The sequence below is a fragment of the Alterinioella nitratireducens genome (assembly GCF_013155465.1).
GTDB classification, from domain to species: domain Bacteria; phylum Pseudomonadota; class Alphaproteobacteria; order Rhodobacterales; family Rhodobacteraceae; genus Alterinioella; species Alterinioella nitratireducens.
This window is the reverse complement of the sequence record NZ_JABJVX010000001.1, coordinates 106,332-132,477: the sequence shown is the minus strand read 5'-3', so window position 1 is coordinate 132,477 and position 26,146 is coordinate 106,332. Positions and strand designations below refer to the sequence as shown.

At 67.3% G+C, this 26,146-nt stretch carries 20 protein-coding genes; 3 read left to right on the top strand and 17 right to left on the bottom strand.

Features of this window, described 5'->3' with window-relative positions:
- Positions 1–3 precede the first annotated feature (3 nt).
- The 7 genes from HNS34_RS00580 to HNS34_RS00550 all read right to left on the bottom strand — a co-directional run bounded on the left by HNS34_RS00580 (position 4) and on the right by HNS34_RS00550 (position 10,106).
- Positions 4–918: a LysR family transcriptional regulator gene (locus tag HNS34_RS00580; protein WP_172316953.1), complete on the bottom strand. Its 915-nt coding sequence runs from the start codon at positions 916–918 to the stop codon at positions 4–6.
- A 56-nt stretch (positions 919–974) separates the two neighbouring features.
- Positions 975–4,589, bottom strand: a complete 3,615-nt coding sequence (locus tag HNS34_RS00575; protein ID WP_172316951.1) for a translocation/assembly module TamB domain-containing protein — start codon at positions 4,587–4,589, stop codon at positions 975–977.
- Positions 4,586–6,361 (bottom strand): autotransporter assembly complex protein TamA, encoded by a 1,776-nt coding sequence (locus tag HNS34_RS00570; RefSeq protein ID WP_172316949.1) that lies wholly within the window; start codon positions 6,359–6,361, stop codon positions 4,586–4,588. Before HNS34_RS00570 ends, HNS34_RS00575 begins: the two co-directional genes overlap by 4 nt.
- A gap of 84 nt (positions 6,362–6,445) precedes the next feature.
- Complete coding sequence (hpaH, locus tag HNS34_RS00565) at positions 6,446–7,246, bottom strand: 2-oxo-hept-4-ene-1,7-dioate hydratase (RefSeq protein WP_172316947.1); 801 nt, start codon at positions 7,244–7,246, stop codon at positions 6,446–6,448.
- The gene (locus HNS34_RS00560; RefSeq protein WP_172316945.1) at positions 7,243–8,094 is read right to left on the bottom strand and encodes a fumarylacetoacetate hydrolase family protein; all 852 of its coding nucleotides are present in this window, start codon (positions 8,092–8,094) and stop codon (positions 7,243–7,245) included. Before HNS34_RS00560 ends, hpaH begins: the two co-directional genes overlap by 4 nt.
- Positions 8,095–8,139: 45 nt before the next feature.
- Positions 8,140–9,657, bottom strand: coding sequence for a 5-carboxymethyl-2-hydroxymuconate semialdehyde dehydrogenase (gene hpaE / locus HNS34_RS00555; protein ID WP_172316943.1), 1,518 nt, complete (start codon positions 9,655–9,657; stop codon positions 8,140–8,142).
- Between the two features lie 53 nt (positions 9,658–9,710).
- Complete coding sequence (locus tag HNS34_RS00550) at positions 9,711–10,106, bottom strand: 5-carboxymethyl-2-hydroxymuconate Delta-isomerase (RefSeq protein ID WP_172316941.1); 396 nt, start codon at positions 10,104–10,106, stop codon at positions 9,711–9,713.
- 77 nt (positions 10,107–10,183) lie between these two features.
- On the opposite strand from HNS34_RS00550, the gene hpaR reads away from it, so the two are divergent.
- Both hpaR and hpaD read left to right on the top strand, forming a co-directional pair.
- On the top strand, positions 10,184–10,615 hold the full coding sequence (hpaR, locus tag HNS34_RS00545; protein ID WP_172316939.1) for a homoprotocatechuate degradation operon regulator HpaR: 432 nt from the start codon (positions 10,184–10,186) through the stop codon (positions 10,613–10,615).
- A 70-nt stretch (positions 10,616–10,685) separates the two neighbouring features.
- Positions 10,686–11,666 carry a 3,4-dihydroxyphenylacetate 2,3-dioxygenase gene (gene hpaD / locus HNS34_RS00540; RefSeq protein WP_172316937.1) on the top strand — a complete coding sequence of 327 codons (981 nt, stop codon included), beginning with the start codon at positions 10,686–10,688 and terminating at the stop codon, positions 11,664–11,666.
- Here hpaD and HNS34_RS00535 read toward each other — a convergent pair.
- The 9 genes from HNS34_RS00535 to HNS34_RS00495 all read right to left on the bottom strand — a co-directional run bounded on the left by HNS34_RS00535 (position 11,653) and on the right by HNS34_RS00495 (position 21,941).
- Positions 11,653–12,210, bottom strand: a complete 558-nt coding sequence (locus HNS34_RS00535) for a putative antibiotic biosynthesis monooxygenase (protein WP_172316935.1) — start codon at positions 12,208–12,210, stop codon at positions 11,653–11,655. The genes hpaD and HNS34_RS00535 overlap by 14 nt on opposite strands.
- Positions 12,191–13,027: an NAD-dependent epimerase/dehydratase family protein gene (locus HNS34_RS00530; RefSeq protein WP_172317854.1), complete on the bottom strand. Its 837-nt coding sequence runs from the start codon at positions 13,025–13,027 to the stop codon at positions 12,191–12,193. Before HNS34_RS00530 ends, HNS34_RS00535 begins: the two co-directional genes overlap by 20 nt.
- Before the next feature lie 29 nt (positions 13,028–13,056).
- Positions 13,057–13,827: an HpcH/HpaI aldolase family protein gene (locus HNS34_RS00525; RefSeq protein WP_172316933.1), complete on the bottom strand. Its 771-nt coding sequence runs from the start codon at positions 13,825–13,827 to the stop codon at positions 13,057–13,059.
- Positions 13,824–15,020, bottom strand: coding sequence for an NAD(P)/FAD-dependent oxidoreductase (locus HNS34_RS00520; RefSeq protein WP_172316932.1), 1,197 nt, complete (start codon positions 15,018–15,020; stop codon positions 13,824–13,826). Before HNS34_RS00520 ends, HNS34_RS00525 begins: the two co-directional genes overlap by 4 nt.
- Positions 15,017–16,714 carry a hydantoinase B/oxoprolinase family protein gene (locus HNS34_RS00515; protein WP_172316930.1) on the bottom strand — a complete coding sequence of 566 codons (1,698 nt, stop codon included), beginning with the start codon at positions 16,712–16,714 and terminating at the stop codon, positions 15,017–15,019. The genes HNS34_RS00520 and HNS34_RS00515 overlap by 4 nt, the downstream gene beginning before the upstream one ends.
- A complete protein-coding gene (locus tag HNS34_RS00510) occupies positions 16,711–18,798 on the bottom strand; it encodes a hydantoinase/oxoprolinase family protein (RefSeq protein WP_172316928.1) in 2,088 nt (695 codons plus the stop codon). Before HNS34_RS00510 ends, HNS34_RS00515 begins: the two co-directional genes overlap by 4 nt.
- Before the next feature lie 72 nt (positions 18,799–18,870).
- Positions 18,871–19,779, bottom strand: a complete 909-nt coding sequence (locus HNS34_RS00505) for a LysR family transcriptional regulator (protein WP_328700441.1) — start codon at positions 19,777–19,779, stop codon at positions 18,871–18,873.
- 9 nt (positions 19,780–19,788) lie between these two features.
- Positions 19,789–20,985, bottom strand: coding sequence for a CaiB/BaiF CoA transferase family protein (locus HNS34_RS00500; RefSeq protein WP_172316926.1), 1,197 nt, complete (start codon positions 20,983–20,985; stop codon positions 19,789–19,791).
- A gap of 20 nt (positions 20,986–21,005) precedes the next feature.
- Positions 21,006–21,941 (bottom strand): glutaminase, encoded by a 936-nt coding sequence (locus tag HNS34_RS00495; protein WP_172316924.1) that lies wholly within the window; start codon positions 21,939–21,941, stop codon positions 21,006–21,008.
- 112 nt (positions 21,942–22,053) lie between these two features.
- Here HNS34_RS00495 and HNS34_RS00490 point away from each other — a divergent pair, with 112 nt between their 5' ends.
- The gene (locus tag HNS34_RS00490; protein WP_172316922.1) at positions 22,054–24,054 is read left to right on the top strand and encodes a hydantoinase/oxoprolinase family protein; all 2,001 of its coding nucleotides are present in this window, start codon (positions 22,054–22,056) and stop codon (positions 24,052–24,054) included.
- Positions 24,055–24,189: 135 nt separating this feature from the next.
- On the opposite strand, the gene HNS34_RS00485 is transcribed toward HNS34_RS00490, so the two are convergent.
- On the bottom strand, positions 24,190–26,100 hold the full coding sequence (locus tag HNS34_RS00485) for a DEAD/DEAH box helicase (protein ID WP_172316920.1): 1,911 nt from the start codon (positions 26,098–26,100) through the stop codon (positions 24,190–24,192).
- Positions 26,101–26,146: the final 46 nt, after the last annotated feature.

The window sequence follows — 26,146 nt, the reverse complement described above, 5'->3', positions numbered from 1 at the left end:
AACCTATTGCCCGCCGAAAGCCGCCATGCGCCGGGCCAGATTCGCCGCCATGGACTGCGCGGCGCGCGGGAGTTCCCGGCCATTGCGGGCGATCAGCGCGGCTTCGCCGGTCTGAAACTCGGGCTCGGCGATCTCGCGCGCGACCAGCCCGCCCGCCGCGATATCGGCCATGGCGGCGAAGCGCGGCAGGACGGTGACGCCCATGCCGGAGCGCGCGAAGGCCAAGAGGACGGCGATGGATCCGGTCTCGACCACCGCGTGCAGCCGGTGACCCGCCCGCGCCTCGGCCCGTGCCAGAACCGACCCGACACCGTAGCCGCCCGTCAGCACCGCCGCCGGAAGATTGGCCAGCGCCGCCATGGAAAGCGGCGCGGAGAGATCGGCAAAGCGCGAGCCCGGACGCGCCAGCATCATCAGGGGTTGCGGATGGCGCGCCAGAAGCTTGAGCGCGCGGTCGGGGGCGACGTCATAGGCCAGCCCCAGATGGGCCTGATCGGTCATCACGCTGTGGCGAACGGCATCGGTGGAGCCCTGCTCCAGCGCGTAGGTCAGGCCGGGATGGGTGGCCGCGAAACCGGGCAGCGCGCCGCCGACCAGATCGCCGACAAAGCCTTCACCCACCGCCACCCGCACGGTGCCGCGTGCCATGCCCTTGAGCGCATCGAAGCGCGATTGCAGCGCCTCCATCTCAGAGGCTTCCCGGCGCAGGTGGTCGCGCAGAAGCGCCCCCGCCTCGGTCAGTTGCACGCCCCGGCGGCCCCGTTCGATGAGGCGGGTGGCCAGTGTCGTCTCAAGCCCGGTGATGGCGCGGCTGATGGTGGAGGGCTCGACGCCAAGGGCTTCCGCCGCGCCGCGCACGGTGCCCGCCGTGGTCGCGGCCAGAAAGGCGCGGGTCTGTTTCGGGTCGAGGCTCTGCATCTCCGCCCCCATACGCAACGAATACCGGTGCAGCATAACACAAAATGCAACGTCCCTCAGTAGTCGCGTTCGAAAAAGACGCCGATCCCGCTCTGCCCGTCCGAGGAGAAGCTGCCGCGCGCGGTGATATTGGGGGTGAGATCGAGGTTGATCGAGGCCTCGGCCTCTCCGTCCGAGCCGATCTGCACATCCGTATAGGCGTTCTCACCGATATAGCGACCAAGGCGCACCTGCGCGTTGCCCTCGGCATCCGTGGTCAGGTCGAGGTCATCGACACCGAGGCTGTCGCGGATGCCGCCGATGACGCTGCCCGAGCCCGCCAGCCGCGAGAGGCCATCGACCAGTTGCAGCGCCTGAACCGCCGAGAGGCTGGAGGCCTCGCGCCCGAACAGAAGCCGCGACAGGATCTCGTCCTCGGGCAGGCTTGGCGTCGAGGTGAGCGTGAGTTCCGGGTTCGAGATCGGCCCCTCCACGATGATGCGCGCCAGCACGTCACCCGCCTCGGTCTGTGCCACGACACGCAGGTAGGGGTCGAAACTGCCCTGTAGCGTCACCGAGCCTTCGATCAGGTCGAAGCGCTGCCCGACCACGGATAGGCGGCCCCGGATCAGCTCGAACTGGCCCGAGGGGATGACATTGGCCGTGGTGCCGCCGATGCGGATCGCGCCGCCCATTTCGGCATCGAGCCCCGAGCCACGCACGAAGATGCGGTTGGGCGCGGAGATGGTCAGATCGAGCGGCAGGGGAGGCCCGGAGGCACCGCCGCCGCCTTGCCCGATCAGCCCCGCATTGGCCCGCGCGATGCGCGAGTCGCGGTCCTCGTTCACGTGGCGGATGTCGGGGATCGGTTCGGCCGCGCCGGTGGTGGAATTGGTCAGGACGATATCGGTCTGGCCCAGGTCGATCTGGCCGCTGATCGTCGGCCCCTGCGTGAGCCGCCCCGAAATCGAGATGTCGCCGCGCGTCACCACGGTTTGCAGGAAATCGCCCTGCACGATGCGGGCCTGGGTCAGGGTCACGTCGATATTTCCCGGCAGCCCCGGCCCGGTCAGATCGACCGAGCCATCGAGGTTGACATTGCCCCCCGTCGACAGCGCGCCCTGGCCGCTGACGCTCGCGCGCCCGCCCGACAGTTGCACATTGGCCGAAAGGTTCTCCAGCGCCAGACCCAGGTTGGGGGCCGCGACGCGCAACCCGTTGGCCGAAATCGTGCCGGAAACGGCGGGCAGACCAGGCTGGCCCTGTATCCGCAGGTCCAGATTGGCCATGCCCTGCACCGAGCGCGGCGCGATGAACGGGTTGACCAGCGCCAGCGCAGCGTTGCCCGTCACCCGCAGATCGACCGCGCCATCCGGCAGGCCGACCTGGCCCCTGGCGTTCACGGCGATGTTTTGCAGCCGCGCCTCGGCCTCCAGGTTCCAGGGCGTATCGGACGCGCCGCGTTCCAGTGTTGCCGCGACCGTCAGCGGCCCGGAGATGGAGGAACTGATCAGGCCGGCATTGCGCAGCCGCGCGTCCAATTGCACCCGGCTGGCCTCGGGCGCGATGGAAGCGCTGCCGCTGGCGGTGATCTGCTGGCCCTCGACCTGCAAATCTTCGATGCGCAGGCCGTCCGCATCCTGCACGGCCCGCGCACTGAGGACGGTTTCGCCCGCCAGAAGGCCCTCGGGCTCGCCCAGGCCAAGCTCAAGATCCTGCGCGACGCCGTCGAGGCGCAGGTCGAACCCGCCATCCGGCCGGCCGACCTGACCGGCGAGGCTCACGGCGATGTTGGGCAGCTGCGCCTCGGCCTCCACGTCCCAAGGCGTATCAGAGGCCCCGCGCTCCAGCGCCGCCGCGAGTGTCAGCGGCCCGGAGAGGGCAGGATTGATCAGACCGGCCTCGCGCAGGGCCGCGTCGAATTGCACCCGGCTGGCGTCGCTCGCCAGGGCCACGCTGCCGCTGGCGGTGATCTCCTGCCCCTCGAGCTGCAAATTGTCGATGCGCAACCCGTCTTCGTCGCGAATGGCCAGCGCGCTGATCACGGTCTCGCCCGCCAGGATCCCCTCTGGCTCGCCGACACCAAGCGCGATTTCCTGCCCGGTGCCGTCGACGCGCAGGTCGAAGGCGCCCGACAGAAGCTCCACCGCGCCGCGCAATTCGACCGCGACGGCACCCTCAAGATCGCTGCCCGCCAGCGCCGAGAAGGCGGAAAGGTCGGGCAGCATCCCCTCAAGTTGCAGCGCCAGCATCAACTGTTCTTCCGGCGTGGTGAAATCGGCACTGCCGCTGAGTTGCGCGTTGCGGGTGGAGAGGGTCAGATCGGTGATCTCGACCGGGTCGCCATCGGACCAGACCAGGTCGAACCCGGCCTGTCCGGCGGGGCCGACCGCCTGTTGCAGCGCGTCATCTTCCAGCGTCAGCCCCTCGAAACTGGCGGCAACTTCGGCAGTGACGCCTTCAAGCGTGTTATCCGGCGTCAGAATCGTGCCGGACATGTCAAGCTGCGCCTCGTCCAGCTGCATCGTGTCGAGCCGCAGGTCGATCAGCGAGGCCTGCCCCTGCCAGCTTTCCCCCGCCGTGCGGTCATAGCTGAGCGAGATGTCGGCGCTGGCGGCCTCGACCCGCTGGCCGGGGATCGGCAGGCGCACGAGGTCGCCCTCGGCGGGGCGCATCAGCATGGTCAGCGAAAACCGCTCCGGCGTGCCGGACGGGTCCAGCGCGCCCGAGCCCGAGACGGAGAGCGAGGCGGTGGTGATCTCGAACCGGTCCAGCACCATCGCCCCATCCGGCGCGGTGATCGCAAGCGCCTGAAGGCTGACCGCATTGCCGAAGAAGGGCTGGTAATCCGGGGCCAGCAGCCGCGCCACATCGCCCGAAAGGTCGACCGCCAATTGCCGCGCGCCCGCGTCGGACTGGCTGAGCGTGACGTCGCCCGACAGGCGCGGTTCGCCATCGGTGGCAAGCGTGATGTCGGCGGCGAAGTCATTGAGCGGGCCGGACCCTTCGACCGCCAGTTCGACCGAGGGGGTTTCGGGGATGTCGAGCAGCGTTGCCGCGATGCCGCCCGCATCCTCAGTCAGTTCAAGGTTGAGGTCCAACACGCCGGTTTCATTGGAATAACTGGCGGCAAGCGCGAAGACGCCTTCGGGACCGTCCAGCCGCGTCAGGTCCAGCGCCGCCGTGCCCTCGCCGCCTGCCAGAGACACCGATCCGCTGGCGCTGGCCAGCACCTCGAACCCCAGAAGCGGCGCGCCAAGCTCGATCCGGTCGATCTGCAACTCACCGATCTGGATCGACACGGGCAAGTCGGGCAGGGAAAACGGGACCGCCTCGGGCGGGGGCATGTCGCCGCCTTCGGAGACGGGCAGTCGCTCCAGCGCGATGCGCTCGGCGGCCAGCCGGGTGATGTCGACCTGGCCCGCGAACAACGCGGAGCGGTTCCAGTTCAGTTCCGCATTCTCGATGGTCAGCCAGACGCCATCGGCGTCCGCGACGGTCAGCCGCTCCAGCGTCGCGGTGGAGCTGAGCGCGCCGGAGAACCCGTCGATCCGCACCGAACGCGCCGCCCCGTCCGACAGCGCATCCTCGATGAAGCCGACAATGAGCGAGCGGTCACGCTCCTGCTCGTCCTGCGCCAGGGCAGGGCCGGTCAGGAAGATCAGGAAGAGGGCAATCAGGAAACGGGTCAAAAGTTCTGTCCAATACCGAGGTAGAGATGCACATCCTCGCCGGTGCCATCCCCCGACACGGGCGTGGCGATATCCAGGCGGATGGGGCCGATGGGCGTGTCATAGCGCAGGCCGAGCCCCGCGCCCGAATGCCAGTCGCTGGCCCCTTCTCCATAGGCGCCCTCCGACACATAGCCCACATCGTAGAAGGCCACCGCGCCGAAATTGCCAAAGAGGTCCTGGCGGATCTCGAAGGACGCCCCGGCAAAGCTGCGCCCGCCTGTCTGCACCCCGTTCTGCATCGCGCCGAGCGACTGGTGGTCCTGCCCGCGCACCGTCCCTGAGCCGCCGGAGTAGAACAGCCAATCGGGCGGCAGCGCGGCAATATCGCCGCCATCGACGGTGCCCAGTTGCAACCGGCCCGCCAGGCGGGTGCTGTCCTCTTCGCCGAAGCCGTAATAGGCGCGCAGATCGGCGGTGGCGCGGACACCGCCGCCATCCTCGAACGCGGTGAAGGGGGTCAGCGTGGCATCGGCATACCAGCCGCTGGCCGCGTCAAAGGCGTTGTCGCGCGAATCCCAGGTCAGCCCGAGCGGCAGGCCCACCATCCAGACCGAACGCTCCGAGAAGTTGTCCGACACATCCGAATAGCGTGCGAAGACGCCCGCCGTGGCGGTCAGCTCGTCCGAGAATTGATGCTCCAGCCCGATATTGATGCTGGCGGTGTCCTCCACGAATGTCGGCTCATCCAGATGCTCGATGCGAAAGCCCAGTTCCAGCGTGGTGTCGGGTGTCAGGTCGGCGGGGCGCGAGAAAAGGCCCGAAACGAACCCGTCAATGCCGCTGTTCTGCGCGCCGATATCCGAGATTTCCGCGTCGAAGCGCAGCCGTTCCGCCCCGCCAAAGAGGTTGCGATGCAGCCAGTAACCGCTGACCGTCAGCCCGTCCTGCGACTGGATCTCGGCGCCGAACCCGACGCGGCGCAGGGGGGCCTCGACCAGTTCGGCCTGCACATCCAGGGTGCCGTCGGGGTTGGGAATCTCGGTGAAGCCGACCGAGGTGAAGACGCCGGTGTCGCGCAGCCGGTCGGCGGCGCGGTCAACCTCATCGGGGTCATAGACCTCGCCCGTGGGCAGGCCCGCGATGCGCAACACGCGGCGGGTGCGCATCCGTTCCTCGCCTCGCGGGATCAGGGTGCCGAAGCGGTAGACCGGGCCGGGGGCCAACGTGATCTCGGCGTCCAGTTCGGCCTCGTTGTGGCGCGCGGTGATCTGCTGGTTGCCCACATCCGCCGTGGCGTGACCCTGGGTGCGCCAGCCCATGATGCCCGCCTCGGTCGTCTCGCGCAGGATCACGGTGCCCGCCGGTGCGCCGCTGCGAAACCCCTCGGGCAGGTCGGTGCCGGGGGCGAGCGGCGCGATGACGGCGCGGCCAAGGCGGAAGGCGCGGCCCGGTTCCACCGTGATCGCGGCGCTCCGGACCTGCGTGATCCGGTCGAAGGGCGACATCCCGGCGACTTCCCGCCCATTCAGCGTGATGGAAATATCAGGGCCGAAATAGCCCTGCTCATAGAGCACCGCCAGAAGGCGCGCATAGTCGGACCGGGCGGCGGCCACGATGTCCTGACTCGCGCTGTCCTCCTCGTCCGTGACGGCCTGCAGGCGCGAGGCCGCGATCAGCGCATCGCGCAGCGCCTCGTCGCCGCCAAGGACTTGAAATCGAACGTCATTCTGCGCCTGCGCCGGTGGGGCCAAAAGCAGGGAAACAAGGGCAATCGTGAAGAGGTGGCGCATGATGTGGTCCCGGTCCGCAGTCATACCAAAACTAGGGCACCCCCCAGTTGGTTTCCACCGGATTCCGAAAAAGTGACGACAATGTCAGGCGAAGCGCAGGTCGACCGATCCGAAGCCGCCGAAATCGGCATGGATGCGGCTGCCGGACGGGCATTCGACGGGCCGGATGAACGAACCCGAGAGGATCACCTGGCCCGCCTCGATGCGTTGGCCGTATTGCTCCATCCGCCGCGCAAGCCAGACGATGCCCTCCACCGGATCGTTCAGCACGCCCGCGCCAAGCCCGGTTTCCTCGACCTCATCGTTGCGGCTGACAACAGCCCCGACCCATCTGAGATCGACCGCCTCCGGGTCATGCCGTGCATCGCCCAAAACGATCCCGGCATTGGCCGCATTGTCCGAGATCGTGTCGGTGATCACCCGCGTCTGCCCGGTCGCGGGGTCGGCGCGCAGGATGCGGGTGTCGAGGATCTCCAGCGCGGGGGCAACGGAACCGGTCGCGGCCAGCACAGCGGCGCGCGTCACGTCGGCACCCCCAAGCGGGGCCTTCATGACAAAGGCGATCTCGGCCTCGATGCGCGGCTGGATGAAGCGGCCTGCGGGGATTGTCACGCCGTCATCGAAGGCCATGTCATCGAAGAGCACGCCGGAATCGGGGGTGTCGATCTTCAGCGCATCCTGCATCGCCTTCGAGGTCAGGCCGATCTTCCAGCCGATGACGCGCCGCCCCTCGGCCAGTTTCGCCGCTATCAGCGCCGATTGCACGGCATAGGCATCGTCCATCGTCATGCCGGGATAACGCCGCGACAACAGGCCGGTCTGGGTTCCCCTGCGTTCCGCCTCCAGCAGGTCGCGGGCGGCGCGGGCGTGGTCTTCGGGGCTCATGCCTCATCCTCGACCCTGTTGCGCAGGGTGCCGAGGCCGGTGGCCGTGACCTCCACCACGTCGCCGGGCACAAGATAGCGCGGCGGATCGAACCGCGCGCCCGCGCCCGTCGGGGTTCCGGTGACGATGATATCGCCGGGATGCAGCGTCATGAAGGTCGAGATATATTCGACCTGGCGGCGGATCGGAAAGATCATGCGGGCAAGCGCGTCCTGCTGCCGCAAGTCCCCGTTTACCCGCGTCTCGATGCGCGCCTCGTCGATTTGCGCCGGATCGGTGAACGGCACCAGCCACGGCCCCATCGCGCCGGAACGGTCCCAGTTCTTGCCTTGGGTGACGTTGAACTTGGCATGGCGCACCCAATCGCGGATCGTGCCCTCGTTGCACAGCGTCAGCGCGGCGATATGGTCATAGGCGTCGGCCTGCGCGATCCGCCGTCCGGTCTTGCCGATGACCACCGCGACCTCGCCCTCGTAATCCAGCGTGTGGTTTTCGGGCGGACGGATCAGCGGCTGGCCATGCCCTGTGAAGGAGGAGGCAAAGCGCGGGAAGAGCGACATGTTGGGCGGCAGATCGGTGCCGTCCTTGTATTCGGCATTGCGGTCGGGGAAGTTGACGCCGACGCAGATGATCGCGCGGGCATCGGGCACGGGCAGGTCATAGGTGACGGTCTCATGCGTCACGCCGCGCCCCTCGGCGGCCTCGGCCAGCTGCGCCAGCCCGCCCGCCGCGATCACCTCGCGCAGGCTGGCCCATTCCGCAAAATCGGGTGACAGCGCCACGAACCCGCCCTCGACAATCGCGCCGTAAAGCCGCTCACGGCCCGCGCGCACCGTTGCAAATCGCATCACCCTGCCCCCATCTTCTTGGTCCAAATACTCAAATCCCGACGCTCACCCCGCGCCGAGCCGCATGATCTTATGCGCCCCGGTGGCAAAGCCGATATGTTTCTGCTCCATGTAGAACTCGAAGGACCAGTCGCCGCCATCGCGCCCCATGCCGCTGGCCTTGACGCCGCCGAAGGGGGTGGGCAGGTGGCGCACGTTCTCGGAGTTTACCCAGATCATCCCGGCCTCCAGCCTGTCGGTGACGCGCAGGGCCCGCGTCAGGTCGTTGGTCCAGACATAGCCGGTGAGGCCGTAAGCTGTGTCATTGGCGATCCGCAGCGCCTCCTCTTCCGTTCCGAACGGGATCGAGGTGAGGACGGGGCCGAAAATCTCCTCGCGCGCGCAGCGCATATCGTTGGTGGCATCGGTGAAGAGCGTGGGTTTGACGTAGAACCCCTCCTCGCCCATCCGGCCCCCGCCCGCCGCGATGGTGGCGCCGTCAGCGCGCGCGATGTCGAAATAGCCGGTGACCTTGTCGAAATGCTCGCGCGTGACCAGCGGGCCCACTTCCGTGGCGGGGTCCAGCGGATGGCCGACCTTGATGTTGTTGACGCGGGCGACCAGCCTGGCCTCGAATTCTTCCTTGATCGTGTCCTGCACCAACAGGCGGCTGGACGAGGTGCAGCGTTCCCCGTTGATCGAGTAGATCATGAAGATGACAGCATCCAATGCGCGCTCAAGATCGGCGTCGTCGAAGACGATGACCGGGTTCTTGCCGCCAAGCTCCAGATGCACACGTTTCAGCGTATCGGCCCCTTGCTTGGTGATCAGCGACCCGGTGCGGCTTTCGCCGACAAAGGCGATGGCCTTGATAAGGGCATGTTCGGTCAGGGCGCGCCCCGCATCCTCGCCATAACCGTTCACCACGTTCAACACGCCGGGCGGCAGGCCCGCCTCTTCCGCGATCTCGACCAACAGGCGCGCGGTCAGGGGCGATGCCTCGGCAGGCTTGTGGACCACGGTGCAGCCCGCGGCAAGCGCCGGCGCGATCTTCCAGGTCGACAGCATGAAGGGCGTGTTCCAGGGCGTGATCACGCCCACGGGGCCGATAGGGGTGCGGGTGGTGATGTTGACCAGCGTGGGTGAGGGCAGGTTCTGGCCGTCGCGGGCCGATGTCACCTGCCCCGCGAAATAGCGGAAGTTCTCGGCCCCGCGCAGCGCCGCCTTGGACATGAAGCGCAGGGTCTGGCCGGTGTCCCAGCATTCGCAGAGCGCGATTTCCTCGGCCCGCGCCTCGATGGCTTCGGCGACGTCGATCAGGATGCGGCGACGCTCGGTCGCGGGCATGTCGCGCCAGGCCGGGAAGGCGTCCGCCGCCGCGCGCGCGGCGGCATCCACATCGCCCGCATCGCTGCGCGCGACATCGCAGATCAGGCTTTCATCGACCGGTGATGTGGTCTGGAACACGCCCCCCCCGCCGTCACGATCCGCCCCCGCGATGCGGTTGCGAATGCCGGTATCGCGGAAGCGGGCGAGGTAGCCGTCGAGTGTCTCAAGATTGCGGGCGAGGTCGGGTTCGGACATTGGGGCGCTGCTCCTTCAATTCAGTTACGATGTTAAGCATATTACTTAACATGTCAACCAAATTCTCGACCGGGAAGATGCCGCCGCACCGTGCCCGTCTTGGGCGACAGGCTGGCGTCGATGTCGCGCATCTCCAAGGACAGCGCGAGGGAATGATCGTCCATGTACGGGGCCAGAAAGGCGCGGGCGGCCTCGAAAATCCCTTCGCAGGCGGCCTCCTTCACCTCTTGCGGACGCCCCTCGCGCAGGCGGATGGAGATGTCGACAAACCCGTGTTGCGGGTCGCCATCGGCGATCGCAACATGATCGGCGCGAAAGGCGCGCACGCGGATGCCGGGGGTGGGGAAGCAGTCCATACCGGCGGCGGTGGCGCGCACCGCCTCGCACAGGGCGGCAATATCGACGGCGGGCTCCAGGTTGGCGGAGTATTCGATGATGAAATGCGGCATCGCGGGGCCTGTGCAGGGGCAATAAGTTAGTATATTAAGTAATTCCCGAGACATGCAACCGTGGTGAGCCCCGACAGATGAGCCCGCAAGACCTGCCCCCTGCCCGCCGGTCCCTGCCCTTCGCCCTTGTCCGCGCGCGGGAAAAGGTCATGGCCCCCATCCGCGAGATGCTGGCGGCCTCGGGCATTACCGAACAGCAATGGCGCGTGTTGCGGGTGCTGTCCGAGCACGGGGCCATGGATGCCAGCAAACTGGCCGAGCAGACCAGCCTGCTCTTGCCGAGCCTGACGCGGATCGCGCAGAACATGGTGGCCAATGGCCTCATCACACGGGCCACCGACGCGAAGGACCGCCGCCGCCTGACCCTGGCCATCACGCCCGAGGGCCAGGCCATCATCGACGCCAACCGCGACCAGGCCGCCCGCATCGCGCAGAGCTTCGAGGATGTCTTGGGCCGCGAGAGGCTCGACGCGCTGCTGGACGCCTTGGCGGCGCTGGACGATCTCTGATCTCAATTTTTGTTGACATGTTAAATATATTGCTTAACATGTTCACCATAACAACCAGTCGGAGTTCGCCATGCCCGTCCCGCCCCCTGTGCTCTATCCGCCTTTCAACATCGTGCGGCTCAGCCATGTCGAATACCGGGTCAAAGACCTCGCGCGGTCGCGGGCATTCTATGTCGATACGCTCGGGCTTCAGGTCAGCCATGAGGATGCCAGCAGCCTCTACCTGCGCGCGATGGAAGAACGCGGGCATCACTCGATCAAGCTTGTGAAATCCGGCACATCCGAGGTCGGCGTGTTGGGCTTCAAGCTCTATGATGAGCCGGACCTTGAGAAGGCGGAGGCGTTCTTTGCGGGCAAGGGCCTGCCAACCGAGTGGGTCGAGAACCCCTATATGGGCAAGACATTGCGCACCCGCGACCCCTGGGGCGTGCCGCTGGAATTCTACGTGCAGATGGACCGGCTGGCGCCCATTCACCAGCAATACAAGCTTTATAACGGCGTCCGCCCCCTGCGCATCGACCATTTCAACATGTTCTCGGCGGATGTGGATGCCAGCGTCGCCTTCTATAACGAAATTGGGTTCCGCACGACCGAATACACCGAGGATGAGGAGAGCGGAAAGATCTGGGCCGCCTGGATGCACCGCAAGGGCGGCGTGCATGACGTGGCCTTCACCAATGGCACCGGCCCGCGCCTGCATCACACCGCGTTCTGGGTGCCCTCGGCGCTGTCCATCATCGACCTCCTGGACCTGATGGCGACCACGGGTTGGGTGGACAGTATCGAGCGCGGGCCGGGGCGGCACGGCATTTCCAACGCCTTCTTCCTTTACGTGCGCGACCCCGACGGCAACCGGATCGAGATCTATGTCTCGGATTACCAGACCGTCGATCCCGACCTGGAGCCGATCAAATGGGATCTGAAAGACCCGCAGCGCCAGACGCTCTGGGGTGCGCCCGCGCCGCGCAGCTGGTTCGAGGAAGGATCGGAATTCGTCGGGGCGGACCTGTCGGAACCCGAACTGAAGGCGCAGCCGATCATCGCGCCCTGAGGCGGGATTTGAGCCGTGTCAGCGCCCGACTGGACCAGGGCAGGAAGATATAGCTGATCAGCAGGACATTCACGGAGATCAGCAAGACCTCGCGCCAGAAGCCGGTGAAACGGTCGGGCAGGACGTAGCCCGCCAGAAGGGTCAGCACCTCGGCGATCACTACGATCCAGAAGATCAGGACCGCGACGACCTCGATCTTGCGCAATTGCGCCTTCGGGCCCGGCAACAGCGACAGGTCGTCGAACCGGGCCTGAACCGGGGCGGCCTCGCTGATCGCGTCCAGCCTCGCCACGTAATCGGCCCGCGCCTCCGAGGCGTTCCAGCGCGCCAGATCGGCGTCGGAGGCGAAGGTGAAGACGGTGACAAGCTCGCAGATGCCGCCCTGTTCGGAGCGGCTGCTGCGCAGATCGACGAAACCGCGGCACCGCTGCACCGCGTCGCGGATGCCCGCCTCAAGCGCTTCGATCTCCTGCGCCACCTCGGGCCGGTAGCGGCGCAAGATCACGGACAGGACGGGATGCGGATCAGGTCTCTTTCTTGTCATCGACAATGCCCATGCTGGCCACCGCGCCCTGGCCGAGCGGAACGCTGGCGAAGGGACCGCCATGGCACATATGGCCGGGATCCTGCGGGTCGAGCGGGCCGGAATTGGCCAGCACCTCCGCCGCGTAGTCCTCGGCATTGTCCTTGGGCCGGTAGCCCAGGAAGGCGGCGCTGGAATTGTCCACCGGCGCGCGGTCGTTGTTCGAGACGCCGTAGACGATCGAGAACCCCGTCACCGGCGTGTCGATGGCGCGTGTCACAAGCTGGATCAGGTCGTCATAGCTGAGCCATGAGCCAAGCGCGCGCGGATTGTTGACCTGCGCGGCGGAGAGGATGCGCAGGCACACGCTCTCCAATCCGCGCTTGTCCCAATACATGCTGCCCAGATCCTCGGCAAAGCACTTGGCGAGGCCGTAGAACGTGTCGGGCCGGTGCGGCACGTCGGTGCCGATATGCTGGTTCTTGGGATACATGCCGACCGCGTGGATCGAGCTGGCATAGACCACGCGCCGCAGCCCGTTGCGATGCGCCGCCTCCCAGATGTTGTAGGCGCCGATGAAGTTGGGGCCCAGGAGTTCCTCGAACGGGCCCTCATCGACGATGGCCCCGAAATGGATCACCATATCGGCCCCTTCGGTGATCGACACCATCGCGTCCAGATCGGCGATGTCGGCCTGCACATAGCTCTCGCCCTCGTAAAGCGTGCCGATATCATCCTTGATATCGGTCGATACCAGGCTGTCGCACATCGCGGCCAGAGGTTCGCGCAGGTAGGAGCCGAGCCGCCCGGCGGCACCGGTCAGAACCAGTTTCTTCATCATCGGGAATGTCCTTTCGTCACATCACGTTACATATGGGCCTTCACATCGGCCAGGAGCTTGTCCGAGGCCCGCGCCAGCAGGCCGGTATCCAGCCCGCAGGCCACGAAGGTAAAGCCCTCATCCATCAGTTCCGCCGCGAAACCGGGATCCGTGACCAGCGTGCCGACCGGCATGCCCCTGGCCATCAGCGCCTTTGCGACGGGGCGGATGCGGGCCCAGATATCGGGGTGCATCGGGTTGCCCAACAGGCCCATATCGGCGCCGATATCGGCAGGTCCGAAGAAGATGCCGTCAACACCATCGACCGCGGCGATATCTTCCGCCGCGTCCAGCGCGGCCTGGGTCTCGACCTGCAACAGGATCGCCGTCTCCTCCTCGACCCGTGCCAGGTAATCCTTGACCCTACCATAGCGCGTGGCCCGCGTGGTGCCGGACACGCCGCGCGCGCCCTTTGGCGGATAGCGCGTGGCGGCAACGGCGCGCCGGGCCTCCTCGACGCTCTGGATCATCGGAAAGAGCAAGCCCTGCGCGCCGATATCGAGCAGTTTCTTGACCGCGACGGTATCATTCCATTCCACCCGCACCAGCGCCGTGGTCTGACTGCCTGCAAAGACCTGCAACTGCCCCAGGACGGACCGGTAATCATTCGGCGAATGCTCCATGTCAATCAGCGCCCAATCGAACCCGGCATGGGCCGTCACCTCGGCGGCGATGTTGCTGGCCAGGCTGATCCAGAGGCCGATCTGCTTGTCCCTGGACTTGAGCGCGCGGGCAAAGGGGTTGGCGGGCAGGTTCATATCACGGCCTTCTCGACAAGGGGGGTGTGGGTGGCGATCCGCTCAAATCCGAACGGGCTCAAATCGAGGCTACGATATTCGCCGGTGGTCAGCAATTCCGCCATTCCGCGCCCCATGGCGGGCGATTGCTGCAAGCCGTGACCGGAAAATCCGTTCTGGAAATGGAAGTTCGTGATTTCGGGATGCGGCCCCAGAATGGCGTTCTGGTCCAGCGTGTTATAGGCGTAATGGCCGACCCATTCATTCATCACCTTGATCGCCTCGAAAGCCGGGATGCGACCCGCCAGCGCGGGCCAGACGTGATCCTGCCAGAGGCTGTGATCCATCCCGAAATCATCCGGCTCCACCGCGGGATCCTGCTCGGCATGACCGCCCGCCATGTAATATTGCGTGCCCTCCTGACGCACATGCACGCCCGAGGGGTCGATGGTCAGCGGCAGGGGCCGGTCCAGCGGGGTTTCGGCCTGGAACACCCAAGTGTAGCGCTTGCGCGGTTCCACGGGCAACTCGATGCCCGCCATCGCCGCGATGCGCGCGGCGCGGGGACCGGCGGCGTTGACGACCTGCCCGCAGGCGATGCGGCGGCCCGATTTCAGCGTTACGCTGTCGATGCGGGGGCCGGTGCGGCTAAGGCCGACGACCTCAGCCGCCACATACTCCACCCCGCGCTTGCGGGCGGTGCGGCGGAACCAGTCGAAGACACTTGCGCCGTCGAAATAGCCTTCATCGACCGTGTTGTGGGAGCCGAGGATGATGTCGTCGAGGTTGTAGAAAGGATAGGCTTCGGCGATCTGGTCGGGGGTCAGCAACCGGGTGCCCGCGCCGCAGGCCGCCTGAACGGCATGACTGGCGCGCAGGGTCTCGGCGAAGGCGTCGTTATCGGCCAGGTAGAGATAGCCGAAATTCTGGATCGCCAGGTGCGGCGCCTCCGGATCCTTCATCCGGCGCGGCAGGTCGGTGATGAACGCCGCCCCGAACCGGCTGATGCGCACGTTGAGGGCCGAGGAGAACTGCTGCCGGATGCAGCTGTTGGTATGCGCGGTGGAGCATTGGGAATAGCTCGGGTCCATCTCGACGACCAGCACGCGCCCGTCGAAATCCATGTCGGTCAGGAAAAACGCCGTCGCCGACCCCATGATCGCGCCGCCGATGATGACCACGTCATAGCTGTCATGCGCTGGCCCTTCGTTCATTGCGCCTCCTCGCCCCTCTCCACGGCCTCTTGCACCCTGGCGATTTCGGTCTCGCTGAGCCCGTAGTCGCGCGCCGCACATTCCGCCGAGATATAGCCGCGCGCAAGGTCGCGCCGCACCTTGGCCCTGTCGCGCTGGCCGACATCGCCATAGCCCGCGCCGCCCGGCAGCGCCAGCATCACCCTTGCGCCTTCCGGCACGAATTGCTTGCCCTTGCCGCGCATTTCGGTGCCGTCATCGCGCGCGATGGTGGTGGCCCCGCCGGAACCTCCGCCGCGCCGTCCGCGCGCAGGATGCTTCACGCGGTCGAACATGGCGGAGAAATCGAACTCGTGGCCTTCCCGCGCGCCGACCTCCATGTATTGACCGAGCCCGCCGCGCTGCGCCCCCGAGCCGCCAGAATCGGGCCGCAACTCCTTGCGCCAGATGATCACCGGACCGGCATGTTCGGTGGCCTCGACCGGCATCGTCATCACGCCCGAGGGGAAGGCGGTGGAACTGAGCCCGTCATGCGCGGGGCGCGCGCCGGAGCCGCCGGAGTTGAACGACAGCACTTCGGCCCGCACGGCACCCGTCGCCCCCTCGGCGGGGCGCAGGGACAGCTGGAAATTGCACAGGCACCCAGCCCCTTCGGCGGGCACCACGCCGGGGATGATCTTGTCCAGCGCGTCATAGACCGCGTCGGGGACGAAATGGCCGACGATATGGCGCAAGGCCACGGGGGCGGGATGCGCCGCGTTGACGATGGTGTTTTCGGGGGCCGTGACCTCGAACGGAGCCAGCGACGCCGCATTGTTCGGGATCTCGGGCGCGATGGCGCATTTCAGTGCGTAGCAGGCATAGGCCTTGGCATAGACCAGCGGGCAGTTGATGCCCTTCTTGTCAACGGGCGAGGAGCCCGCGAAATCGGTGATGATGCGGTCCTCCTCGATGGTCAGCCTGACCTTGAGCGTGATGGGACGGTCGAACCCGTCCACGGTCATCGCGCCTTCCGCCACCTCTCGCGGCAGGGCTTTGATCCGCTCCAGCGTGGCGCGGCGGGAGTTCTCCATAATGAAGCCGCCGATGCCCGAGAGGTCGTCCAGCGCAAATTCCTGCATCATGTCGACAAGCCGCCGATGCCCGATCTCGTTGCAGGTTGCCAGCGCGTAGAGGTCGCCGATCACCTGCCCCGGCTCGCGCACATTGCCCCGGATGAGGTGCAGCAGGGTCTCGTCCACCTCGCCCTCGCGGGCGAAGTGCATGATGGGGACGTGCAGCCCCTCCTCGTAGACGCTGTTGGCATCCGCGCCGAACCCGCGCCCGCCGACATCGACGACATGCGCGGTGCAGGCGAAGAACCCGGCGAGCCGACCCTTGTGGAAGGACGGCGAGACCACGGTGAAATCATGCAGGTGGCCGGTGCCCTCCCACGGGTTGTTGGTCAGGTAGACATCGCCCGCGCGGATGTTCTCGCGGCCGATGCGGCGGATGAAATGCGCCACCGCATCGGCCATCGCGTTGACATGGCCCGGTGTGCCGGTGACGGCCTGCGCCAGCATGTTTCCATCCACGTCATAGACCCCGGCCGAGAGGTCACCCGCTTCGCGCACGGACGTGGAAAAGGCGGTGCGCACAAGGGCCTGCGCCTGTTCCTCCACCACCGAGATGAGGCGGTTCCACATGACCTGATAGGCGACGGTCGAGGGGTTCATGGCGTGTCCTTTGTACGGGTGATGTCGATGCAGCCATCGGCCTGGCGAATGGCGCCCCGGCTGGCGGGCAGGATGATCGTGGTCTCATCCTCGGTGATCGCGGCGGGGCCCTTTACGGTCTCGCCAAGGCCAATGTCTGCACGCCGGACAACGTCCGCTGTCGTCATTTTCGCCAAGGCCGGATCGAAAAGCGGTCGCTGTCCAGTCGGCGTCGCCGGTCCGGCGGCCTGCGCGGCATCGACGCGGGCGACATGTTCGGGCGGGGTGGTGGCGTTGACCGACCAGACGGTGATCTCCACATCCATGCCCTTGACGCTGCGCCCGAAGAGCTTGGCATAGTCCGCCTCGAAAAGCGCCAGGAAGGTTTTCGCATCCGGGGCGGTGGCCTGCGCCGCGTCCAGCACGATGGGGATCTCCCACCCCTGCCCCGCATAGCGCATGTAGACCTTGTATTCGGTCAGGATCTCAGCGTTCTCGTCGCAATTCCGCACGAACCCGGTGGCCTCGGTCCGCAGCTCCTCCAACAGGCCGGTGATCGTGGCGGGGTCAAACTCCGACAGGCGCATGTAGACCGAGCGGTTGGCCTCGAAACTGAACGGCGCGCGCAGGAAGCCGATGGCGCTGCCCACGCCCGCGCCGGGCGGGACCAGCAAGCGGTCGACGCCCAGTTTCTCACACAGCCGCCCGGCATGAAGGGGCGCCGCGCCGCCAAAGGCGATCATCGTGTAGTCGGACAGGTCTTCGCCGTTCTCCACCGCATGAACCCGCGCGGCATTGGCCATGTTCTCGTCGACAACCTCGGCGAGGCCAAAGGCCGCCTCGCCCGCGTCCATCTCCAGCACCTCGCCCAAGACATGCGTCAACGCTTGTTCGGAGCGGTCAGGATGCAGCGCGATGGAGCCGCCGGCGAAATTCTCCGGGTCCAGCTTGCCCAGGACAAGGTCGGCATCGGTCACGGCAGGCTTGTCGCCGCCGCGCCCGTAACAGGCCGGGCCGGGTTCCGAGCCCGCGCTTTCCGGGCCCACCCGGATCTGGCGCATCGCATCGACATGGGCCAGGCTGCCGCCGCCCGCCCCGATCTCGACCATGTCGATGACGGGAATGGAAATCGGCATGCCGGAGCCCTTCTTGAAGCGGTAACTCCGCGCAACCTCGAACACGCGCGAGGTCTTGGGCGTCTGGTGCTTGATCAGGCAGATCTTGGCGGTGGTGCCGCCCATGTCGAAACTCAACACCTTGTCGAGCCCGTAGCGCGCGGCAATATGCGCGGCGAAGACCGCCCCCCCGGCGGGGCCGGATTCGACCAGCCGCACGGGAAAACCGGCCGCGTTCTCAAGGCTGATGATGCCGCCGCCCGAGTGCATCAGGAAGATGTTGCAGGTGACACCCTCACCGCGCAGCCGCCCCTCCAGCCGCGACAGGTAGCTTTTCATCAAGGGCTTGATATAGGCATTGGCGACGACGGTGTTGAAGCGTTCATATTCGCGCATCTGCGGGCTGACCTCGGAGGAGATCGAGACCATCGCATCCTGCATCCGGTCGCGCAGCACATCGCGGATCATCCGCTCGTGGACGTCGTTGGCGTAGGAGTGCAAGAGCCCCACGGCGATGCTGTCATACCCGGCCTCGGCCAGCCGGTCGACCAGCCGCTCGACCTCCGCCAGGTCCAGCGGGATCAGGATATTGCCGGACGCATCGACGCGCTCGGCCACCGTGTAGCGGCGTTGGCGGGGCAAGAGAGGCTCCGGCAATTCCAGGTTCAGGTCATATTGCTCGAACCGGGATTCTGTCCGCATTTCAATGGTATCGCGGAACCCTTGCGTGGTGATCAGCGCGGTCTTGGCCCCGCGCCGTTCAATAAGGGCATTGGTGGCCAGCGTGGTGCCGTGGATGATCTGGCCGATCTGCGACGCCGCGATCCCCGCCTTGGCACAGACCTGGCCCATGCCGTCGATAATGGCCTCCTCGGGCGCGGCATAGGTGGTCAGCACCTTGGTGGAAAACTGGCCCCTGTCGGTTTCCAGAACCACATCGGTGAAGGTGCCGCCAATATCGACGCCGAGCCGGTTGGTAGTTGTTGCCATTCGCGGTCCCCTGAAGCTGATCCGGCGCGACGATACGCGGCGCGTTGTATCAGATCAAATTATTCGATTTGATCAATGTGATCCGCTCAATTGATCCTCTGCCGCCACCCGTGCCGCCAGGTCCGCCGCTTTCCTGACCACCCCCGCCGCGCGGTCGGCGTGAAAACGGGCTGCGAAATCAAGCGGTTCGGGTTGCCAGCCAAGGTCCACCTCTGCAAGCGTCCCGCCCGCCAGGTGCCCCGCCACCATCGCGCGCGGCACCATTGCCACGCCCATGCCGTTCACCGCCATCAGGATCGCCGAATTGAGGCTGCTGGATGGCACCAGCCGGGGCGCGGGACCGGGGGCCAGGTGGGCCTGCAATTCCTGGAAGGCCTGAGTGTGGCGGGCATGGGTCAGGATCGGCGCGGTCAGCCCCGCCACGCCCGTGGATGGGTCGATACCGGACATGAGATCAGGCGCAGCGACCCAGGCGTAACCGTATGATCCCAAGGTGATTTCCCCCGTGGCCGCGTGCGAAAACGGCGCGTTCTGCAAGGCGAGATCCAGCGCATTGGCGGCAAGCTCCGCATCCAGGGTGCGCGACAGATCGACGGTCAGCTCGACCGTGACGCGCGGATAGTCCTGCCTGAGCGCGCGCAGGAAATCATGCAGCCATGTCGTCGCGATCAGCTCGGTGACACCAAGGCGCAGCCGATCCTCGGCCAGGTCGGGCCGGGCGGCCACGTCCAGCACGCCCTCGACCGCGCGCAGGGATTTTCGCGCCTGTTCAAGGACATCCAGCCCGCGCGGTGTCATCTCGACCGATCCGGCATCGCGCGCCATCAGGCTGAAGCCGAGCGTGGTTTCCAGCGCCGCGATCCGGGCCGAGATATTGGGCTGCGTCGTGCCGAGATGCGCCGCCGCCTTGCGGAAACTGCCGAGATCAGCGACCCAGACGAGCGCCTCGAGCTGTTTGAGGGTGAGTGTGTTGGAGATCACCGCATCGCCTCAGATCACCCCGTCGGCACGCAGATCGGCGATGTCACCGGCCTCGTATCCCAGATCGGTCAGGATCGCGTCGGTGTCCTGGCCCAGGGCGGGCGGCGCGCGGTCCACATCCGGGGCGGCCCCGTCCATCTGGTATCCGGCGCGTGCGTTGGTGACGGTTTTGTCCACGCCGGGCGTCTCGGGAAAGGCGCGCAGGAAATCGCGGCCCCGCACCTGCTCCAGCGCCAGCGCCTCGGGGACGGTCAGGATCGGTCCGGCAGGAACGCCTGCCGCGTTCAACCGCGTCACCAGCGTTTCGACATCGAACGCCGCGAACCCGGCCTCGACTTCCTCGGTCAGCGCGGCGCGATTCTCCAGCCGGTCCTGCCGCCTGGCAAATCGCGGATTGCGCACCAGATCAGGCCGGTCGATCACGTCGCACAACGCCTCGAACTGTTCCTGCTTGTTGGCGGCGAGGTTGATCGGCGCGGTGGCGGTGCGGAACGCGCCCGAGGGGGCTGCGGTGAAATTGGCGTTGCCCATCGGCACCGGCACCTGCCCCGCGATGAGGTAATTCGACACCACCCACCCCATTGTCGCCAGCACCGAGTCGAGCATCGAGACGTCGATGAAGCTGCCCGCCTCGCCCCGCCCCGCCAGCGCCGCGTTGATCGCCATCGCCGCCGTCAGCCCGCCGATCGTGTCGGCCATGGGAAAACCCGCGCGCATCGGCGCGCTGTCGCCGTCGCCGGTGATCGACATCGCGCCGGACAGCCCTTGAATGATCTGGTCATAGGCGGGCAGATCGCGCATCGGGCCGGTCTGGCCAAAGCCCGATATGGCGCAGTAGATCAGCCGGGGGTTTTCCGCGCGCAGGGTCTCATAGCCCACGCCCAACCGGTCCATCACGCCGGGGCGGAAGTTTTCCACCAGCACATCGGCCCCGGCCACAAGGCGCTTCAGGATCGCCTTGCCACGCGCGTGCTTGAGGTTCAGCGTCAGCGACCGCTTGCCCGCGTTCTGCGCCAGGAATGACACGCCCATGAGACCCGCATTCAACGCCGGGTCGGCCCCAAGCTGGCGCGCCAGATCTCCCCGGCCCGGCACCTCGACCTTGATCACCTCGGCCCCCAGATAGGCCAGTTGCGCGCAGCAGAACGGCCCCGAAAGCACGTTGGTCAGGTCCAGCACGCGGATGCCTTTGAGGGGGGATTGCATGGGCACTCTCTCTCTCCTTCTCAGCCGCCGAAGACCGACCAGCCGGTGAAGCGCGCCAGCCGCTCCGCCGCGCGGGTGCCGACCTGGGAATTGCCATAGCGGTTCAGCCCGGGCGACCAGACCGCGATCGAGGCGCGGCCGGGGGCCACCATCAAGATGCCGCCACCCACGCCGCTCTTGCCGGGCAGGCCGACGCCGAAGGCGAATTCGCCCGAGCCGTCGTAATGCCCGCAGGTCATCATCAGCGCGTTGATCCGGCGCGCCCGTTCGGTCGAGATCATGCGCGGCGCGTCGGGTAGCCCTGCAAAGACGCGGCCCGCCCGCGCCAGTTGATCCGTGGTCATCGCAATGGCGCATTGGTGGTAATAGGTGCCAAGCGTCAGTTCCGGCGGGTTGAACAGGTTCTTGTGCGAGGCCAGGTAGTTGGCCAGCGCCACGTTGCGATAGCCGGTGCGCTCCTCCGACGCGGCGACGGCGGCGTCGATATGGATATCGGCATCCTCCGACGCTGCGCGCAGGAAGCCGATGATCTCGGACAGCGCCAGGTTCGGCATCCGCCCGTCCAGCAGCGCATCGGTGGTCACGATGGCGCCCGCGTTGATGAAGGGGTTGCGCGGGCGGCCCTGCTCGCGTTCCAGCAGCACGATGGAATCGAAGGAGGTGCCCGAAGGTTCCCGCCCCACCCGCCGCCAGAGCTGATCGCCGATCCGGCCCAACACGCAGGCCAGCGTGAAAACCTTGGAGACCGACTGGATCGAAAACCGCGTGTCATGCGCGCCTGCCGAGATCACCCGCCCGCCCGCAAGCGCCACCGAGATCCCGAACTGATCGGGTGCGACATCGGCAAGCTCGGGGATGTAGCCCGCCGGCGTGCCCCAATCGGCCTCGGCGCGCAGCTCGGCGTCGAGATCGGTCAGGAAATCCTGCAAGTCGTCATGGCTCGGGCCGTCCGTCATGGGCCGCACAATCGGGCGCTGGACGGCGAAACGCAAGCCATCCGTCAGGGGGCGTGACGTGGGGTCCAACTTGGGCTAGAGGCGGAATGGGGCAGCGAAAAGGGCGCGCGCGATGGGCTATTCTCTGGGGGTCGACACGGGCGGCACCTATACCGATGCGGTGGTGATCGACGCCGAAGCGCGGGCCGTATTAGGCTCGGCCAAGGCGCTGACCACGCGCGACGACCTGGCCATCGGCATCGGCGGCGCGGTCGATGCGGCGCTGGCGGCGGCGGGTGTGGGGCCGCAGGATATCGCGCTGGTCTCGCTCTCGACCACGCTGGCGACGAATGCGCTGGTCGAGGGCCAGGGCGGGCGCGTGGCGCTGGTGGCGATCGGCTTCACGGGCGCGGACCTTGCCCGCGCGGGCCTGGCAGAGGCCATGGGCGGCGATCCGGTCATCGTGATTGCGGGCGGGCACGGGGCTTCCGGCGGGGAAGCCGCGCCGCTGGACGAGGCGTTGCTTGCCTCGGAACTGCAGCGCCTCGGCAGCAGCATCGCGGGCTTTGCCGTCACCGCCCGCTTCGCCACCCGCAACCCGGCCCACGAGATGCGCGCGCGCGACATCATCGCCGCCGCGACCGGCCTGCCCGTGACCTGCGGCCATGAGTTATCGGCCAGGCTGAACGGCCCCAAACGGGCGCTGACGGCGGTGCTGAACGCGCGGCTCATCGGCAAGATCGCCACGCTGGTCGCGGCCTGCGAACGCCACCTGGCGGCGCGCGGCATCGCGGTGCCGCTGATGGTGGTGCGCGGCGACGGGGCGTTGATCTCGGCCCAGATGGTGCGCGAGCGGCCCATCGAGACCATCCTCTCCGGCCCCGCCGCCTCGCTGGTCGGCGCGCATTGGCTGACCGGCGAGCAGACCGCGCTGGTTTCCGATATCGGCGGCACTACGACCGATGTGGCGCTGCTGAAACACGGGCTGCCCGAAATCGACGCAGAGGGCGCGCTGGTCGGCGGCCACCGCACCATGGTCGAGGCGGTGGCGATGCGCACCACCGGGCTCGGCGGCGATAGCGAGGTGCATCTGCAGGATGAGGGGCTGGCTGGCGGGATGCGGCTGGGGCCGCGCCGGGTGCTGCCGCTGTGCCTCATTGCGATTGATCACCCCGACATGGTGCATGACGCGCTGGACCGGGCGCTGGCGCGCGACCAGCCTGGCGATCACGATGGGCGCTTCGTGATCCGGATGGCGGGGGCGGGTGACGGCCTGCCGCCCCGCGATGCGGCCTTGCTGGAGCGGATCACGGGCGCCCTGCCCTTGTCGGGCCTCCTGAAATCACGGCTGGAGATGCCCGCGCTCGACCGGCTGGTGGCCCGCGGCCTGGTGATGCTGGCGGGCGTGACGCCGACCGATGCGGCGCATGTCCTGGGGCTCTCTGGCGCCTGGGATGCCAGCGCCGCGCGCAAGGGCATCGCCCTGATGAACCGCAAGCGCGCCGGAAACGGCCTGCACCGCGCCCCGGACGCGGAAGGTTTCGCCCGGCTCGTCATCGACCAGGTGACCGCGCAGACCCGGGACACGCTGCTTGAGGCCGCCTTCGCCGAGGATCCCGGCTTCAGGGGCTCCGATCCGCGTAGCCTCGCCCATCATCCGCTGACCCGCGCGGGCCTTGCCCATCACGGCGGCATCATCGAGATGACAGCCCGGATAGGCGTGCCGGTGATCGGGCTCGGTGCCTCCGCGCCTACCTATTACCCGGCGGTGGGTGCGGCACTTGGCGCCCGCATGATCCTGCCCGCCCATGCCGGTGTCGCCAACGCGATCGGCGCGGTGGTCGGCCAGATCAGCCAGCGCGCCACCGGCACCGTCACCAGCGACGGCGCGGGCCGCTACACCGCGCATCTGGCAAGCGGCCCGGCCCTCTACCCGAGCGCCGAGGCCGCGCTGGCCGCCCTTGAAACCGCCCTGCGCCTGGACGCCCACGACGCCGCCATCCGGGCCGGGGCCGCGCATGTCACGCTGGCCACGACGCAGGAGATCAAGGGCGCAGAAGTCGAGGGCCGCGAGGTGTTCGTCGAGGCCACGCTGACCGTCACCGCCTCGGGCCGCCCGCGCATGGCGCACTGACCCCACCCCATCTTCTTGGTCCAAATACTCACCGGCGCACCGGCGGCCCCGACCACCCCGCCAACCATGGCGCGTCGCCCAAAAAAGAATCCGGCAAATCCGCCAGGATTTTCAATCTGGTAACGGGCGCGACAGTTACCCCTTGCGCCGGGGTCCGCCCATTCGCGCGCCGGGGTTGGCGGCCCCGGTCCGTGCCTTGTTCTTCTTCGAGGACGGCTTGCCCTTGGGCGGCGGCGGGCCTTTTGGCTTGGCCGCAGGCTTGGCCCCGCGCGGCTTGTGCTTGGTCACCACGCCTTCGGGCCGCGCCTCGGCGCGCGCCTTGTCCTTGTTTCGCGGCTTGCGCGGTTTCTCGGCCCCCGGCTTGGGCTTTTTCGGTTTCGATGCGGGCGCGTCGTTCCAGTCGACCGGCGTGGTGGTGCCATCGGGTTTCGCGGGGGCCGGATTGCGGGCGGGACGCTCGGGCTTGGGTCCGCGACCCATCTCGGGCGCGCCGTCCCGGCGGCTCAGTTTGGCGCCCTCCACGGTCATCTCCGGCCCGATCTCGGCCTCGAAGCCCGCCACGGCGCTTTGCCGGATCTCGATGAAACTTGTCTCGTGATGAATACGGATCGCGCCGATATCCTCTTTCGAGAGCCCCCCGGCCTTGCACAGCATCGGCAGCAGCCGGCGCGGCTCGGCCCCCACGGCCTGCCCGCCCTCCAGCGCATACCAGGCCGAGGGGCCGAAGGCCGCACGCGGGGCGGGTTTGGCATCGACCTCGCTCAGATCCTCGGGCGCGGAATGGCGGGCGTGGTAGAGGCGGAGGTAGGCGGCGGCAATCTGCTCGGGCGTGAAGGCTTCCATCAGCTTGGCGACCGGCGCGGCCTCGCTTTCGGTCACGCCTTGGATCCAGCTTTCATCGGCCAGCATCCGCGCCTCGTCGCGTTCCATCACCGCCTCGGCACCGGGGGCCTCGGCCCATTCGGCCATGAGCTTGGCGAATTTCAGGATGCGCTCGGCCTTCTTGCGCACCGCAGGCGGCACAATGAGGGCACTGACCCCCTTGCGTCCGGCCCGCCCCGTCCGGCCCGAACGATGCAAGAGCGTCTCGTGGTTCGAGGGCAGTTCGGCATGGACCACCAGGTCGAGATTGGGCAGGTCGATCCCCCGCGCGGCTACATCCGTCGCCACGCAGACGCGCGCGCGCCCGTCGCGCATCGCTTGCAGGGCGTGGGTGCGTTCCGATTGGCTGAGTTCCCCCGACAGCGCCACCACCGGAAAGCCCCGGTTCGATAGCCGCGTCGTCAGCCGGTTCACCATCGCGCGGGTATTGGCGAAGACGATGGCATTCGGCGCCTCGTAGTAGCGCAGCACGTTGATGATGGCGTTTTCCGCGTCACGGGCCGAGACAGAGAGCGCGCGGTATTCGATATCGGCATGCTGCTGTTTTTCGCCAGCGGTGGAGACGCGTTCCGCATCGCGCTGGTAGCTTTGCGCCAGCCGCGCGATGGCGGCGGGGACGGTGGCGGAAAACAGCAGCGTCTGGCGCGTCTCTGGGGCCTCGCCAAGGATGAATTCGAGGTCTTCGCGAAAGCCGAGGTCCAGCATCTCGTCGGCCTCGTCCAGCACCACGGCACGGATCGCAGAAAGGTCGATGGAGCCGCGCGTGATGTGGTCGCGCAAGCGGCCCGGTGTCGCCACCACGATATGCGCGCCGCGCGCCAGCGCCCGGCGTTCGTCGCGCATGTCCATGCCGCCGACGCAGGAGGCCAATTGCGCGTTCGCGCCCGCATAGAGCCAGGACAGTTCGCGCTTGACCTGCAAGGCCAGTTCCCGCGTCGGTGCGATGATCAGGGCCAGGGGTGCCGCGGCAGGGCCGAACGCCTCCTCCTCGCCCAGGACAGTGGGCGCGATGGCGAGGCCGAAGCCAAGCGTCTTGCCCGATCCGGTCTGCGCCGAGACCAGCATGTCGCGGCCCGTCAGGTCAGGCGCGGTCACCGCTTCCTGCACCGGGGTCAGGGTTTCGTAGCCGCGCGCGGCGATGGCGTCGTATAGGGCTTGTTTCACGGAAGGACTTCGTTTCAGGTCAGGGAGGGGCCAAGGGGCCGCTCCT

Coding starts and splice junctions, on each gene's coding strand:
- HNS34_RS00580 (WP_172316953.1), bottom strand. CDS start 918: ATGCAGAGCCTCGACCCGAAACAGACCCGCGCCTTTCTGGCCGCGACC.
- HNS34_RS00570 (WP_172316949.1), bottom strand. CDS start 6,361: ATGCGCCACCTCTTCACGATTGCCCTTGTTTCCCTGCTTTTGGCCCCA.
- hpaH (WP_172316947.1), bottom strand. CDS start 7,246: ATGAGCCCCGAAGACCACGCCCGCGCCGCCCGCGACCTGCTGGAGGCG.
- HNS34_RS00560 (WP_172316945.1), bottom strand. CDS start 8,094: ATGCGATTTGCAACGGTGCGCGCGGGCCGTGAGCGGCTTTACGGCGCG.
- hpaE (WP_172316943.1), bottom strand. CDS start 9,657: ATGTCCGAACCCGACCTCGCCCGCAATCTTGAGACACTCGACGGCTAC.
- HNS34_RS00550 (WP_172316941.1), bottom strand. CDS start 10,106: ATGCCGCATTTCATCATCGAATACTCCGCCAACCTGGAGCCCGCCGTC.
- hpaR (WP_172316939.1), top strand. CDS start 10,184: ATGAGCCCGCAAGACCTGCCCCCTGCCCGCCGGTCCCTGCCCTTCGCC.
- hpaD (WP_172316937.1), top strand. CDS start 10,686: ATGCCCGTCCCGCCCCCTGTGCTCTATCCGCCTTTCAACATCGTGCGG.
- HNS34_RS00535 (WP_172316935.1), bottom strand. CDS start 12,210: ATGACAAGAAAGAGACCTGATCCGCATCCCGTCCTGTCCGTGATCTTG.
- HNS34_RS00530 (WP_172317854.1), bottom strand. CDS start 13,027: ATGAAGAAACTGGTTCTGACCGGTGCCGCCGGGCGGCTCGGCTCCTAC.
- HNS34_RS00525 (WP_172316933.1), bottom strand. CDS start 13,827: ATGAACCTGCCCGCCAACCCCTTTGCCCGCGCGCTCAAGTCCAGGGAC.
- HNS34_RS00520 (WP_172316932.1), bottom strand. CDS start 15,020: ATGAACGAAGGGCCAGCGCATGACAGCTATGACGTGGTCATCATCGGC.
- HNS34_RS00515 (WP_172316930.1), bottom strand. CDS start 16,714: ATGAACCCCTCGACCGTCGCCTATCAGGTCATGTGGAACCGCCTCATC.
- HNS34_RS00510 (WP_172316928.1), bottom strand. CDS start 18,798: ATGGCAACAACTACCAACCGGCTCGGCGTCGATATTGGCGGCACCTTC.
- HNS34_RS00500 (WP_172316926.1), bottom strand. CDS start 20,985: ATGCAATCCCCCCTCAAAGGCATCCGCGTGCTGGACCTGACCAACGTG.
- HNS34_RS00495 (WP_172316924.1), bottom strand. CDS start 21,941: ATGACGGACGGCCCGAGCCATGACGACTTGCAGGATTTCCTGACCGAT.
- HNS34_RS00490 (WP_172316922.1), top strand. CDS start 22,054: ATGGGCTATTCTCTGGGGGTCGACACGGGCGGCACCTATACCGATGCG.